General features: G+C 60.9%; 12 protein-coding genes. 7 read left to right on the top strand and 5 right to left on the bottom strand.

The window, feature by feature from the left end:
- Positions 1-97: 97 nt before the first annotated feature.
- The 4 genes from pth to KYK83_RS10430 form a co-directional block, all read right to left on the bottom strand.
- Positions 98-661, bottom strand: a complete 564-nt coding sequence (gene pth, locus KYK83_RS10445) for an aminoacyl-tRNA hydrolase (RefSeq protein ID WP_222828196.1) — start codon at positions 659-661, stop codon at positions 98-100.
- Between the two features lie 90 nt (positions 662-751).
- Positions 752-1,435: a 50S ribosomal protein L25/general stress protein Ctc gene (locus KYK83_RS10440; RefSeq protein ID WP_103024962.1), complete on the bottom strand. Its 684-nt coding sequence runs from the start codon at positions 1,433-1,435 to the stop codon at positions 752-754.
- Positions 1,436-1,560: 125 nt separating this feature from the next.
- Positions 1,561-2,448, bottom strand: coding sequence for a TraB/GumN family protein (locus KYK83_RS10435; RefSeq protein WP_222828195.1), 888 nt, complete (start codon positions 2,446-2,448; stop codon positions 1,561-1,563).
- Between the two features lie 23 nt (positions 2,449-2,471).
- Complete coding sequence (locus tag KYK83_RS10430; protein ID WP_222828194.1) at positions 2,472-3,398, bottom strand: TraB/GumN family protein; 927 nt, start codon at positions 3,396-3,398, stop codon at positions 2,472-2,474.
- 138 nt (positions 3,399-3,536) lie between these two features.
- Between KYK83_RS10430 and KYK83_RS10425 the strand changes: the two genes are divergently transcribed.
- From KYK83_RS10425 to ppdK, 3 genes are read left to right on the top strand one after another with little or no spacing between them, the layout of a single operon-like run.
- Positions 3,537-4,472: a glycine--tRNA ligase subunit alpha gene (locus KYK83_RS10425; RefSeq protein WP_222828193.1), complete on the top strand. Its 936-nt coding sequence runs from the start codon at positions 3,537-3,539 to the stop codon at positions 4,470-4,472.
- Positions 4,469-6,628: a glycine--tRNA ligase subunit beta gene (gene glyS / locus KYK83_RS10420; protein ID WP_222828192.1), complete on the top strand. Its 2,160-nt coding sequence runs from the start codon at positions 4,469-4,471 to the stop codon at positions 6,626-6,628. Before KYK83_RS10425 ends, glyS begins: the two co-directional genes overlap by 4 nt.
- 59 nt (positions 6,629-6,687) lie before the next feature.
- Complete coding sequence (ppdK, locus tag KYK83_RS10415) at positions 6,688-9,351, top strand: pyruvate, phosphate dikinase (RefSeq protein WP_222828191.1); 2,664 nt, start codon at positions 6,688-6,690, stop codon at positions 9,349-9,351.
- Here ppdK and KYK83_RS10410 read toward each other — a convergent pair.
- Positions 9,348-10,106, bottom strand: a complete 759-nt coding sequence (locus KYK83_RS10410) for a class I SAM-dependent methyltransferase (RefSeq protein ID WP_222828190.1) — start codon at positions 10,104-10,106, stop codon at positions 9,348-9,350. The two genes, ppdK and KYK83_RS10410, sit on opposite strands and share 4 nt — an antisense overlap.
- A 54-nt stretch (positions 10,107-10,160) precedes the next feature.
- Here KYK83_RS10410 and KYK83_RS10405 point away from each other — a divergent pair, with 54 nt between their 5' ends.
- From KYK83_RS10405 to KYK83_RS10390, 4 genes are all read left to right on the top strand, one after another.
- Positions 10,161-10,913 (top strand): ComF family protein, encoded by a 753-nt coding sequence (locus KYK83_RS10405; protein ID WP_222828189.1) that lies wholly within the window; start codon positions 10,161-10,163, stop codon positions 10,911-10,913.
- A 355-nt stretch (positions 10,914-11,268) separates the two neighbouring features.
- On the top strand, positions 11,269-11,640 hold the full coding sequence (gene hisI / locus KYK83_RS10400) for a phosphoribosyl-AMP cyclohydrolase (RefSeq protein ID WP_103025079.1): 372 nt from the start codon (positions 11,269-11,271) through the stop codon (positions 11,638-11,640).
- 32 nt (positions 11,641-11,672) lie between these two features.
- Complete coding sequence (locus KYK83_RS10395; RefSeq protein WP_103024969.1) at positions 11,673-12,131, top strand: MerR family transcriptional regulator; 459 nt, start codon at positions 11,673-11,675, stop codon at positions 12,129-12,131.
- Positions 12,132-12,180: 49 nt separating this feature from the next.
- The gene (locus tag KYK83_RS10390; RefSeq protein WP_222828188.1) at positions 12,181-13,986 is read left to right on the top strand and encodes an acyl-CoA dehydrogenase C-terminal domain-containing protein; all 1,806 of its coding nucleotides are present in this window, start codon (positions 12,181-12,183) and stop codon (positions 13,984-13,986) included.
- The last annotated feature ends 96 nt before the right edge of the window (positions 13,987-14,082 follow it).

Here is a 14,082-nt window from a genome sequence, read left to right as displayed (position 1 = left end):
ATCTTGATTGGGGACTAGCGTTTAGAGGACGAAAATCGACTGCCGGCTTCAAGCTGTCTCTTGCCGGGACAGTTTATTGCAGCGCAGCGTAAGTTAGTCAGATCCGCAAGGCGAGATCGCTCATGAAGCGTGCGTCATCGCCTGCGGCGAGCCACTTGGCTTCGGCGGCGATTCCGGCAAGCATGTCGGTCAGCGGATCCATTTCAGATTTCGCGTAATTGCCCAGTACGTGGCCATGGACGCGCTCTTTGGTGCCGGGATGACCGATGCCGATTCGTACACGGCGGAAGTCGGGGCCCAGGTGCTGATTGATCGATTTGAGGCCGTTATGGCCTGCCAGGCCGCCACCGACCCGGACCTTTACCTTGAACGGTGCCAGATCGAGTTCATCGTGAAAGACTGTGAGTGCATCGGGCTCCAGCTTGTAAAACCGCAATGCCTCGCCTGCAGCACGGCCGCTCTCGTTCATGAAGGTGGCGGGCTTCAGAAGCAGAATCTTCTCGGACCCGATCCGTCCCTCCTGTACCCACCCGGAAAATTTCTTCTGAACGGGGCCGAAATCATACATGTCGGCGATCACGTCCACGGCCATGAAACCGACATTGTGCCGGTTCATCGCATATTGCGGTCCGGGATTTCCTAGGCCTGTCCAGATCTGCATGCGGCTCCTCTAGCTTCGCTCACCTCAAAAGCAAAACGCCGGCCCCTTGCGGGACCGGCGCTTCGTAAAACCCTGGTAAGGGCGGAAGGATTAGTCCTCGCCGCCTTCTTCCTCGGTATTCTCTTCGTCGCCTTCGCCAGCGTCCTGCTCGGTTGCAGGAACATCGGCTGCGTCGGCGCTGGTCGTATCGCCTTCGGACTTCTTGAGAGCCGAAGGAGCAACGAGCGTAGCGATGGTGAAATCGCGATCCGTGATCGCGCTTTCGCTGCCTGCCGGCAGTGCGACTTCGCTGATGTGGATCGAATCGCCGACTTCCTTGCCGGTGACGTCGATTTCGATTTCGCTCGGGATCTTGTCGGCATCGCAGACAAGTTCAAGCTCGTGGCGGACGATGTTGAGCACGCCGCCCTTCTTTAGGCCCGGCGAGGCTTCTTCATGCGTGAAGACAACCGGAACCTGGACTTCGACCTTGGCGCCCTTCGAGAGGCGCAGGAAGTCGGCATGTTCCGGACGGTCTGTGACCGGGTGAAGCGCTACGTCCTTGGGAAGTGTGCGGAATTTCTTGCCGCCCAGTTCGATTTCGACGATCGAATTCATGAAGTGGCCGCTGTCGAGCTGCTTGATCAGCTCCTTGGCTTCAACATGGATCAGGGTGGGTTCTTCCTTGCCGCCGTAAATCACGGCGGGGACGCGGCCATCGCGGCGCAGTTGACGGGAGGCTCCCTTGCCAGCCCGTTCGCGCGCCTCGGCCGGCAGGGTCAGAGCGTCGCTCATGTCACATACCTTTCGAATGCATATTGGTTGCTCGGTCCACCACACCTCCAGGGATGACCATGGTGCCGAAGGGCGCGCCGATAGCACGAAGCGGGGGAAAGGCAAGCCTTAACCGGCCTGTCCGGCTATTCGATTCGCCTGACGGTATAGCCGCGTTCCTGCAATAATGCCGGCAGGCCGCCTTCGCCCAGAAGGTGCCCGGCGCCAACCGCGATCAACGGTTTTTCTTCGGCAGACAGCAAATTCTCGATCTGTGCCGCCCAGCTCGCATTACGGTCGTGCAGCAGGGCTTTCTCGAGTTCTGGATCGGCCAGAACCCCGCGTCGTGTCAGGTGAGTCAGCTGGTCTAGATCGCCGGCAAGCCAGGCTTCGGCGAGAGCGCCCCGGCCATCGCCATACTCGCTCGATTCCTCAAGCACGGCATTCAGCAGGTCGCGCTGCTCGGATTCGGGAAGCCTGTCGAAGATCGCCAGCTGTTTTCGCGCCCCCTCCAATTCCACGATTTCGCGTCCGTCAAAGGCGGTCAGTAGCGCGCGATCGGCACCATTCTGCGACTTATTGGACTGCGCCACCTGAGACAGTGCCAGAGCGGCCGCCCAACTTTCCATCGAATCGAAATGGTTGCGCCGGACTTTTGCCTTCGCCAGCAGCGTTCCGAACTCGTCACGAAATTCCGGGTCGATGCGATTTTCCAAAGGGCCGGTCGGCTGATCGAATGCCATCTCGCCGAACAGCCGGGACAGTTCCGCACCGTCCTCCAGATTGGCGACCTCGACCACCAGCGTATCGGCGTTGTCGATAACCTCGGCCAGTCTGGGCGAACGCCATTTGGTGCCGTCGGGAAGGGCGTGAATGGTCCCGAACATCCAGCCTTCCACCGAGCCGGAGCCATTCACGATTTCCCACAGGGCCGGGTGCGGTCCCTCCGCTTTGCCGATATCCGGTTGCGAACCGCATGCCGCGATCAGCACGGACAGCGCGAGGCAAATGGACGTGAGGAAGCCGCGTTTCACGAAAAACCCGCTATGCTCGAACGTTACTGTACGCGCTCAACGGTCAGACCTCGCTGTGTCAGGTAATCCTGCACGCTTTTTTGACCTGCAAGGTGCCCCGCGCCAACCGCGATGAACACGGTACCAGGACGCTCGAGGCGGGTATTGATCCACTCGGCCCAGTTTTCGTTGCGTTTGTAGAGCAGGGCATCCGCCAGCGCCGGATCGGTCAGGCCTTCGTTCATCAGCTCGGCCAGCCCGTCGGCATCGCCGGCGAGCCATTCGGCGACCATGCTGTCCATCATCGGCACGATGCGATCGATATTTTCCGCCGACACCATGAGAAAGGCCGTCTGGGATTCCTTGGGCAGGGAATCGAACAGACCGATCTGCCATTCCATGGTTTCCAGCGCTCCGCGAGCGGCCGAGGCTGGGGCGAGCTGCTCCAGCTTGGCTTCCACGCCGCTTTCGGCGCTGTACCCGGCCTTTATCAACGGCAGCACCGACAGCGTCATTCCGGCAAACCACGGTTCGAAACGGTCGAACGCTGCGGGCGGCATGTCCAGCTTGGTCAGCGCCGCTTCGTATGTGGTGCGGTCGCTATCGCTGAGCATTTCGCGCAGCGACTGATCTGCCGGCAGGATCGCCTTGGACATCACCATCTGCTGCGATGCCGGGTCCTGCGTTTCGGAGCTCGGAATTTCCGTCACCAGTTCCTGCGTTTCCGCAAGCGCGCTTTCGATCGGTCCCTGATACCAGTCGACGCTATCGGGCAGGGCGTGAACCGTGCCGAACAGATAGATCGTCGTATCCTCATCCGCCACCTTCCACAGGCCCGGGCCATCGCCTGTCCGCCCATCCGCCACGGGCGCGGTGGCAACATTTTCCTCCGAATGAGCGGCACACCCCTGCAGCAGAAGTGCAAGCGACAGAAGGCAGCCCGACAGCGGGCCCGAAGTAAGGCGTTTCATATTATGTGATTCCCTGTTGATTGACACAGGGATAGCGGGCGGCACGGCCTCTTGCAAAGCAACCCGCACGCGAAAGGCACCGAAGGCGCGACGCTGTGGCATTGACGCATTTTCGCGCTTGCGCCATTGCCCCGCGCCATGGACCGCAATCCGCAGAATTCCTTCCAGGACATGATCCTCGCCCTCCACGATTTCTGGAGTGCACAGGGGTGCCTCATCCTCCAGCCCTACGACATGCGCATGGGCGCCGGGACCTTCCATACGGCGACCACATTGCGCGCGCTGGGGCCCGAACCGTGGAACGCCGCCTTCGTGCAGCCCTGCCGCCGCCCGACCGATGGTCGCTATGGCGAGAATCCGAACCGGCTGCAGCATTACTACCAGTATCAGGTGATCCTGAAGCCGAGCCCGCCCGACATTCAGGATCTCTATCTCAAGAGCCTTGAAGTGATCGGCATCGATCCGCTGAAACACGACATCCGCTTCGTCGAGGACGACTGGGAAAGCCCGACGCTGGGCGCATGGGGGCTGGGCTGGGAGGTCTGGTGCGACGGGATGGAAGTTACCCAGTTCACCTATTTCCAGCAGATGGGCGGCTTCGATTGCAAGCCGGTGGCGGGCGAGCTGACCTACGGGCTCGAACGGCTTGCCATGTACATCCAGGGCGTCGACAACGTCTATGATCTCAACTTTAATGGGGGCACGTCCTCAAGTAACGAAGCGGTAGGACGCGAAAGACTCGTTTCCTACGGCGACGTGTTTCTCGAAAACGAGAAGCAGATGTCGAAATGGAACTTCGAAGTCGCCGAAACCGGCGCGCTGTTCGACCTGTTCAACAAAGCCGAGGCCGAGTGCAGGAATGCGCTCGCGAATGAAGTGCCGATCGCCGCTTACGAGCAGGCGGTAGAGGCGAGCCACATCTTCAACCTCTTGCAGGCGCGCGGCGTGATCAGCGTGCAGGAACGGGCCAGCTACATGGGCCGCGTCCGCGATCTCGCACGCGGATCATGCGAAGCGCACATGGCGAAGGAAGCGCCCGTCTGGGCAGAAAAATATCCGGAGTGGTCGAAATGAGCGACTTTCTCCTCGAACTGCGCAGCGAAGAGATCCCGGCGCGCATGCAGGCAGGCGCGCGCGCCGAACTGGAAAAACTGTTCCGGCGCGAGCTGGACGCGGCGGGCATTTCCGCAGGTGAGATCACTGTGTGGTCGACCCCGCGCCGTCTCGCATTGATTGCCCGCCGTCTTCCCGAGGCAACCGAGGCCGTAAGCGAAGAACTGAAGGGCCCACCAGTGGGCGCGCCCGATCAGGCGCTCGAAGGCTTCTGCCGTAAGGCCGGGGTCGAAAAGGCCGACCTCGAGATCCGCGAAGTGAAGGGCCGCGAGACCTATTTCGCCATCAAGAACGTGCCCGGCCGCGCGACCAAGGACCTGCTCGCCGAGGCAATACCCGCGATCGTTCGCGATTTCAGCTGGCCCAAGTCGATGCGCTGGGGCGCGGCCTCGATCAGCACCGAAAGCCTGCGCTGGGTCCGTCCGTTATCGGGAATCGTTGCGCTGCTGGGGGACGATGTGGTCGATTGCGAGGTGCATGGCGTCACCTCGGGCGCGGTCACGCTCGGCCATCGCTTCCACCATTCCGGCGACATCACCATCGGTAACGCCGAAGACTACGCGATGAAGCTGCGCGCTGGTCACGTGATTGTGGACCACGAAGAACGTCAGGACCTCATCCGTTCGGGCGCTGCCAAGGTTGCGTCCGAAGCTGCCCTCAAGCTGGTCGAGGATGAAGGGCTGGTCGTCGAGAACGCCGGCCTCACCGAATGGCCCATTCCGCTGCTCGGACGGTTCGAGGAAGATTTCCTCGAGGTCCCGCCCGAGACGATCCAGCTTACCGCCCGCGTGAACCAGAAATATTTCGTCTGCGAGGACGACAAGGGCGAACTCGCCAACGCCTTCATTTGCACCGCCAATATCGAGGCCGAAGATGGCGGCGCGCGTGTGGTCGACGGCAACCGCAAGGTCCTCGCCGCCCGCCTGTCCGACGCCCGTTTCTTTTGGGACGTCGACCGCAAGAAGACGCTCGCTCAGCACGCAAAGGGTCTGGAGCGGATCACTTTCCACGAGAAGCTGGGCACCGTCGCTGACAAGGTCGACCGGGTGGCCAAGCTGGCCGATTGGCTGGTGTTCGATGCCAAGGCCCCGAATGGCGATCATAAGCTCGCACGACAGGCAGCCGAATTGAGCAAGGCCGATCTCGTGACCGAAATGGTCGGCGAGTTCCCCGAGCTGCAGGGCCTGATGGGTGGCTATTATGCCAAGGCCGAAGGTCTCCCGCTGGAAGTGTCCGAGGCCATTCGCGATCATTACAAGCCCGTCGGTGCGAGCGACGAGGTGCCGACTGCGCCGACAACGGTCGCAGTAAGCCTCGCGGATAAGCTCGACAATCTGCTCAGCTTTTTCCGCATCGGCATCCTGCCGACCGGATCGAAGGATCCCTTTGCACTGCGCCGGGCCGCGCTCGGCTATCTGAGGCTGGTTCAGGCGAATGGACTCAAGCTTGAGCTGGATCAGGTGGTCCACGCCTGGGCAAGCCAGCGCGTTGCAGGTTTGCCAGAGAAACTGGGCGAATTTCTCCTGGACCGTCTCGCGGTGCAGCTTCGTGATGAAGGTGTGCGGCATGACTATATTCAGGCATCGCGTAGCTGGCAGGGGCGGCCCGACATGCGTGTCGACCGCGTCGAAAGCCGGGCGAGGGCGCTTACCGCGTTTCTCGGTGCCGAAGACGGTGCCAACTTGCTCGCCGGTTACAAGCGCGCCGCCAACATCCTCAAGAAGGAAGACTGGCACGGCAGCGAGGGCGAGATCGCCCGCACAGGCGAAGAAGATCCTCTTGCGCTTGTCGACGATCCCGACATGAAAGCCGTGATCCAGGCCAAGATGAATGAGCGCCACGCGAAAGAGCTTTCCTACACTCCGGAACCGGCCGAAAAGGCCCTGATGGACGCGCTGGAATCATCGGAACCGGCAGCTACACGAGCCATTGATGCGGAAGACTTCTCCGGCGCAATGGCTGCACTTGCTTCTCTGCGCGCACCGATCGATCGTTTCTTTGATGAAGTGACGGTAAACGCGGATGAAGAAAACAAGCGCGCCCATCGGCTCGACCTGCTTGCGCGTTTTCGCGCTGCAGTGCACCAAGTGGCAGATTTCTCTCGCATCGAGGGATGACTTTTTCCCCCTTGGACCGTGTAACAGGCGGTCCATGTCTCGGATAAGCAGGGATTAGAATGAACGATACGGTCTTCACCTTCGGCGGCAACGCTCCGCATTCGAATGCACGACAGAAGGACAAGACCGTCACCGGCGGCAAGGGGGCGAACCTGGCCGAGATGGCCAGCATCGGCCTGCCGGTTCCCCCCGGCTTCACCATCGCGACCGAAGAATGCCTCAAATATCTCGCAGGCGGTTCGGACTTTTCCGAAAAGTTGCGGGCGGACGTTGCCGACGCACTCCGCCACGTAGAAGAAACGGTGGGCAAGGGCTTTGGCAATGCTGCCGATCCGCTGCTCGTGTCGGTCCGATCGGGCGCGGCCATTTCCATGCCGGGCATGATGGACACCGTGCTCAACCTCGGCCTGAACGACGAGACGGTCGAAGGCCTTGCCAGAACGTCCGGCGATGAACGCTTCGCGTGGGACAGCTACCGCCGCTTCATCCAGATGTACGGCGATGTGGTCCTCGGGGTTGATCACGGCCTGTTCGAAGAAGCACTGGAAATCGCCAAGGAAGACAACGGCTATTACGCCGATACCGAGCTTTCCGCCGACGAGTGGAAGACGCTCGTCGCGCAGTATAAGTCCATTGTCGAAGAAGAACTCGGCGCTCCTTTCCCTCAGGATCCTATCGAACAGCTATGGGGCGCAATCAGCGCCGTCTTCGACAGTTGGGATACCGAGCGCGCCAAGGTCTATCGCCGCCTGAATGACATTCCGCATGACATGGGTACTGCGGTGAACGTGCAGGCAATGGTATTCGGCAACATGGGCGATACCAGCGCTACCGGCGTAGCGTTCACGCGCGATCCGTCGACCGGTGAAAAGGCTTACTACGGCGAATGGCTGGTCAATGCGCAGGGCGAAGATGTGGTCGCGGGCATCCGCACGCCGCAATATCTCACCAGGGCGCGCCGTGAAGCCGCCGGGGCAGACAAACCGAGCATGGAAGAAGCCATGCCCGAAGCGTTTGCCGAACTGTCACATCTGTTCGATCTGCTGGAACGGCATTACACCGACATGCAGGATATCGAATTCACCGTACAACAGGGCAAGCTCTGGTTACTGCAGACTCGCAACGGCAAGCGGACGGCCAAGGCCGCGCTGAAGATGGCCGTCGACATGGTGGATGAGGGGCTGATCGACGAGAAGACCGCCATCCTGCGTGTCGATCCGATGGCGCTCGACCAATTGCTGCACCCCACGCTCGATCCGAATGCTCCGCGTGATGTTTTGACAACCGGCCTTCCTGCATCGCCGGGTGCCGCAAGCGGCAAGATCGTTCTCGATGCGGATACCGCCGAACTTTGGGCAAATCGCGGCGAGAAGGTCATTTTGGTTCGTGTTGAAACCAGCCCGGAGGACATTCACGGCATGCACGCTGCCACGGGCATCCTGACGGCGCGCGGCGGGATGACCAGCCACGCGGCGGTGGTCGCACGCGGAATGGGGCGTCCTTGTGTATCGGGCGCTTCGCAGGTCTCGATCGCACGGGAAGGGCGCACGCTGAGCATTGGTGATCGCGAACTTTCCGAAGGCGATATCATCACCATCGACGGTGCCAACGGTCAGGTCATGGCGGGCGAGGTCGCAACCATCGAACCCGAACTTGCTGGCGATTTCGGTACGCTGATGGAATGGGCCGACAAGCACCGCCGCATGCGCGTGCGCACCAATGCCGAAACCGAAACCGAATGCCGCATGGCGCGCCAGTTCGGCGCCGAAGGCATCGGCCTTTGCCGGACCGAGCACATGTTCTTCGATGCCGGTCGGATCAGCGCCGTGCGCGAAATGATCCTCGCCGATACCGAAAAGGGCCGCCGTGCCGCGCTCGACAAGCTGCTGCCGGAACAGCGCAGCGACTTCGTGACCATCTTTGAAGTGATGGCGGGTCTGCCATGCACTATCCGCCTCCTCGACCCGCCGCTGCACGAATTCCTGCCGCACGGCGATACCGAGTTCGAGGAACTGGCCAAAGCAACTGGCGTGCCGATCGAGAAGCTCCGCCGGCGCGCTGGCGAATTGCACGAATTCAACCCCATGCTCGGCCACCGCGGTTGCCGCCTGGGGATCACCTATCCCGAAATCTACGAGATGCAGGCACGCGCGATCTTCGAAGCCGCCTGTCAGGTCGCCAGGGACAGCGGGGACGCACCTGTCCCTGAAGTCATGATCCCGCTAGTCGCCACGCGGCGCGAACTCGAATTGCTCAAGGCTGTCGTCGATAGGGTCGCGGCCGAAGTGTTTGCCGATACCGGAACGACGCTCGAATACCTCGTCGGGACGATGATCGAGCTTCCCCGCGCTGCACTCATGGCGGGCGAGATCGCCGAAGTCGGCGAATTTTTCAGCTTCGGGACCAATGACCTCACCCAGACCACGCTGGGGGTCAGCCGCGACGATGCCGGACGATTCCTCACAACCTACGTCGACAAAGGCATTTTTGCGCGTGATCCGTTCGTCAGCCTCGATGTTGACGGCGTCGGGCAACTGGTCGAACTCGCGGTAGAGCGGGGCAGGGCCACGCGCGAAGGACTGAAGATGGGTATTTGCGGCGAACATGGCGGCGATCCGGCAAGTATAGCCTTTTGCGATCGTACCGGTCTCGATTACGTAAGTGCGTCCCCTTACCGCGTACCCATTGCGCGACTGGCCGCTGCGCAAGCCAGTCTTCGTTAGTCTTTCCAGCCTGTAAGCGTCAGTATCTCGAAAATTTCGAGCACACGGCCCTTGTCGTTGGCAGCGGTCATGAACGCGTTGTCCGCTCTCTTCTTTGCCCTTTTTCCGAGCGGTGGAGGCACATTGTCTAGCGTGCTGCCCAATCCCTGATCGCGAAGGTCGGACACAAGCCGGTCAAGCGAGGCGAAGGATACGGTCAGGCGCCGACTGTCGACCACCTGCCGTTTGAACAATGCGCGCTGGAGAAGGGCAGAGGCCGCCTGATTGTCGACTAGCGGATGCATCCGCGCCGTGGGCCTGTCCGGCTCGCTCGCGATCATGGCGCGCCGCAGATTGGGAAGGCTTCCAGCGCCGAGGAAACTGGCCACCATCAGACCATCATCCGCCAAGGCGTTGCGCATATGGAGAAGAGCGCCTGGAAGGTCGTTGACACGGTCAACCGAAGAAAGGGTCACGATCAGATCGAACGGTTGGCCCTTGATCGGTCGCTCTTCGTCAAGAGTGGCAACGTCATGCTCGACGACGGTTGAACCGGCGCCTCGCAGCGACAGCGCCAGAGTTCCAGTCCAGTCGCCGATTACCAAGACACGTTCGGGCGACATGCGGATAAATTCGAGCCGGTCGAGAATATCCTCGACCATATCGTCCATGATGTAACGCGCCGCGTCGCGATGAGCCTGCCTCACCCGGGCACGGCGCAAGCCTGAAATACGGCGCTCGCGAGAGAATATCCGGGGGGGCGTGGAGGAATTCATGCCTCGATCCCTGCCGCGCTTGCCAGGTGCGCGCAAGCCGGGCAGCAAGGGAAGGTGTCGACAAGCCGCCTTCTCGCGACCAGCTTCGCGCCCGTGCTCAACTTCGTGTATCCTCCCCGTTGTCCGGCGTGCGGTGGGGGAGTGGGCGAACAGGGCGGTTTGTGCATGATTTGCTGGGATGATCTTGTCATTCCATCGGAGCCGTGGTGCACCTCGTGCCAGCGCCCATTTAGCGAAAACGGGTCGATCGATGGCGCTATTTGTGCGCCCTGCCTTGCCGATCCACCGAAGCACGACGGGATCGCCGCAGGAACGCTCTATACCGATACGTCGCGAAAGCTCGTTCTCGCGTTCAAGCACGGACGCCGGATCGCGCTAGCGCCGATGCTTGCAAAACTGATCGCCGCCCGGCTTCCGCGAGGAGACGGCCTCAGGCTTATTGTTCCCGTTCCTCTTCACCGCGGAAGGCTGTGGCACAGGGGCTATAATCAGGCAGCGTTGCTCGGACGTGAGCTCAGCCGCATGGGACATGGAACCCTGTGCGTCGATGGATTGATACGAACCAAACCCACGCCAAGCCTTGGCGGTCTCGGTAAAAAGGCCAGGGCAAAGGCTCTTTCCGGGGCCGTAAAGATCAATCCCAAGCGCGCACGAGTTTTGAATGATGCTGAGATCGTGCTGGTCGACGATGTATTGACTAGCGGTGCGACGAGCGCGGCTTGTGTGAAGGCCTTGAAAGCTGCTGGCGCGAAGAGGGTGATGATCGCGTGTTTTTCGCGCGTTCTCGATGAGGCCATACGAAACTGACCCGTAACGGAAACGCCCGGGATCTTGCGATCCCGGGCGCCACGTGACGAATATAACCGGACCTGCCTTGCGGCGCGGGTGCAGCCCCCCAGCATGCACCTTGGGTCCATCCCTCATCGTTTCCGGATGCGCCGCGCATACCCTCATCGCGGCTGCGGATCCGTTAACCCCCTGAACCTGGCGCTCTACTGGCACCGCTGCTCCGGTGGGCAGGCCTCACGTGCCTGCTGACCCTTTTGTTCCTCAAAAACGCCTGACTTCAAACACACTTCTGCAAGAGTGTGTGATTTTGGGTCGACTTTGTGGTTATCGTGCAACAAGCATGTCGCAGGAGTACAATTTGAAAGGTTCTACCATGTCAGATCGATCCGAGCGCGAAGCTGGACGGTCCTTTATGCCGAAGTTCGACGACAAGGGCCTCCTCAGTGCCGTGGTGGTTCACCACGAGACTCGCGACGTGCTCATGGTAGCCTTCATGGATGCCGAAGCGCTGAATGCGACGCGAGAGACGGGGGTCGCCCACTTCCATTCCCGCTCGCGCGGCAAATTGTGGAAGAAGGGTGAAAGCTCCGGCAATATACTCAAGGTCCATGAGATACTGGTGGACTGTGATCAGGATGCGCTTGTTCTGTCTTGCACACCGGCGGGGCCGACTTGCCATACCGGAGCCCGTAGCTGCTTCTACCGCGTATTGCAGGATGACGCTCTCGAACCCGTCAAGACTTGACGCTTACGTAAACGTTGGATTATTGGAAGGGCATGAACCAGCCGCTTCCCAAGGATGTCACCGCCGCGACTGGCGATCGCCGCCACGCCGGCGCCCATATCGAACGACCCGACGAATTGGGTCGCGAACAATACTCGATATCCGATCTTACCAGTGAATTCGGTTGCACGGCGCGGGCACTCCGCTTCTACGAGGACGAGGGCCTTATTGCGCCGTCGCGTATCGGGCTAACCCGCATCTATTCGAAACGGGACCGCGCGCGACTCGCGTGGATCATGCGGGCCAAGAACGTCGGCTTCTCATTGGTCGAGATCCGCGAGATGATCGACCTCTACGATCTGGGTGACGGCCGCGTCGAACAGCGGCGCGTCACGATCGAGAAGTGCAGGACCCATGTCGCCAAGCTGAAGGAACAGCGCGACGATATCGACAGCGCGATCAGCGAACTATCCGACTTCATCGAACATATCGAAACACTCGACCGCGATTGATTTCACCAACCGGCCCCATGCCGGCCAGGCTCAAACCAAGGACACGCAGATGCCCACATATACCGCGCCGACCCGCGATACCCGCTTCCTTGTCAATGAACTGCTCGATCTTGCCAGCTACGGCAACCTGCCGGGCTTCGAGATGGCGAGCCCCGATGTCACGGATGCCGTGATCACCGAAGGCGGCAAGTTCTGTGCCGAGGTACTGGCGCCCATAAACCAGTCGGGCGATCAGGAAGGCTGTACGCGTCACGAGGACGGTTCCGTCACCACTCCGAAAGGTTTCAAGGAGGCCTTCAACCAGTTCCGCGAAGCGGGATGGGGGACGCTGGCGCAGCCCGAGGAGTTTGGCGGACAGGGCTTGCCGCATGTGCTCGGCTTCGTGATGGAAGAATTCATTTCCAGCGCCAACCAAGCATTCGGCATGTATCCGGGCCTGACCAATGGCGCCATTTCTGCACTGATCGCCAAGGGCACTCAGGAACAGAAGGAAATGTATCTGCCCAAGATGGTGTCCGGCGAATGGACCGGCACCATGAACCTGACCGAACCGCAGTGCGGCACCGATCTCGGCATGATCCGCACCAAGGCGGAGCCGAAGGGCGATGGCAGCTATTCGATTACCGGCACCAAGATCTTCATTTCTGCCGGCGAGCATGACCTTTCGGACAACATCATCCATCTGGTTCTGGCGAAGACCCCGGGAGCGCCTGACAGCACCAAGGGTATCTCGCTGTTCGTGGTGCCGAAGTTCCTGGTGAACGAGGACGGTTCGGTTGGCGAACGCAATGGCGTGATGTGCGGTTCGATCGAACACAAGATGGGTATTCACGCCAATTCCACTTGCGTCCTCAATTACGACGGCGCCACGGGATGGCTTGTCGGTGAAGAGAACAAGGGCCTGGCTGCAATGTTCATCATGATGAACGCAGCCCGCCTCGGCGTCGGTATGCAGGGTCTCAGCCAGGCTGAAGTCGCATATCAGAACGCTGTCGCCTACGCTCTCGACCGGCGTCAGGGCAGGGCACTGACCGGTCCCGCCGAGCCGGAAGCCCAGGCCGACCCGATATTCGTCCACCCGGACGTTCGCCGTATGCTGATGGATGCCAAGGCCTTCACCGAAGGCATGCGCGCCCTGTCGCTGTGGGGGGCGTTGCTCGTCGACCTGACCCACAAGGCGCAGACCGAAGAGGAACGCGCCGAAGCCGATGCGATGATCGGTCTGCTGACCCCGGTCATCAAGGGGTATGGCACCGACAAGGGCTATGAGGTTGCGACCAACATGCAGCAGGTCTTCGGTGGCCACGGCTATATCGAGGAATGGGGCATGAGCCAGTTCGTGCGCGACGCCCGGATCGCCCAGATCTACGAAGGCACCAACGGCGTGCAGGCGATGGATCTGTGCGGCCGGAAGCTCGCGCAGAAGGGCGGGGCAGCCATCCAGGCATATTTCAAAGCGGTGGGCGACGATATTGCAGCGGCCAAGGACGACGACGATCTGGGTGCAATGGCCGAAGCTCTGGAAAAAGCGCTTGGCCAACAGCAGGCGGCGACGATGTGGTTCATGCAGAACGCCATGCAGAACCCGAACCATCTTGGCGCTGGCGCGCACCACTACATGCACATCATGGGTATCGTGACCCTGGGCTGGATGTGGCTGCGCATGGCCAAGGTGGCACAGACAGCTCTCGCATCCGACACCGATGACAAGGCGTTCTATGAGGCGAAGCTGGCAACTGCGCGCTATTACATGGACCGGTTCCTGCCTGACGTGGGAGCGCTGCGTCGCAAGCTGGAAGCCGGTGCCGATAGCCTCATGGCGCTGGACGAAGCAGCCTTTTCAACTGCCGCCTGACAGCAGGGCGGGTGACGCCGACCGGGGGTGAATTAAAAACTGCCTCCGGTCGATTTCCCGTTTACAATCATTGAACTACGAGCCTCTTCGACGAAG

It is taken from the genome of Qipengyuania pacifica (genome assembly GCF_019857205.1).
Lineage (GTDB): Bacteria > Pseudomonadota > Alphaproteobacteria > Sphingomonadales > Sphingomonadaceae > Qipengyuania > Qipengyuania pacifica.
Note: the sequence above shows the minus strand (reverse complement) of the source record. Positions and strands in the feature narration are given on the sequence as shown.

Coding starts and splice junctions, on each gene's coding strand:
- KYK83_RS10425 (WP_222828193.1), top strand. CDS start 3,537: ATGGACCGCAATCCGCAGAATTCCTTCCAGGACATGATCCTCGCCCTC.
- KYK83_RS10410 (WP_222828190.1), bottom strand. CDS start 10,106: ATGAATTCCTCCACGCCCCCCCGGATATTCTCTCGCGAGCGCCGTATT.
- glyS (WP_222828192.1), top strand. CDS start 4,469: ATGAGCGACTTTCTCCTCGAACTGCGCAGCGAAGAGATCCCGGCGCGC.
- KYK83_RS10430 (WP_222828194.1), bottom strand. CDS start 3,398: ATGAAACGCCTTACTTCGGGCCCGCTGTCGGGCTGCCTTCTGTCGCTT.
- KYK83_RS10395 (WP_103024969.1), top strand. CDS start 11,673: ATGAACCAGCCGCTTCCCAAGGATGTCACCGCCGCGACTGGCGATCGC.
- KYK83_RS10440 (WP_103024962.1), bottom strand. CDS start 1,435: ATGAGCGACGCTCTGACCCTGCCGGCCGAGGCGCGCGAACGGGCTGGC.
- KYK83_RS10390 (WP_222828188.1), top strand. CDS start 12,181: ATGCCCACATATACCGCGCCGACCCGCGATACCCGCTTCCTTGTCAAT.
- ppdK (WP_222828191.1), top strand. CDS start 6,688: ATGAACGATACGGTCTTCACCTTCGGCGGCAACGCTCCGCATTCGAAT.
- hisI (WP_103025079.1), top strand. CDS start 11,269: ATGTCAGATCGATCCGAGCGCGAAGCTGGACGGTCCTTTATGCCGAAG.
- pth (WP_222828196.1), bottom strand. CDS start 661: ATGCAGATCTGGACAGGCCTAGGAAATCCCGGACCGCAATATGCGATG.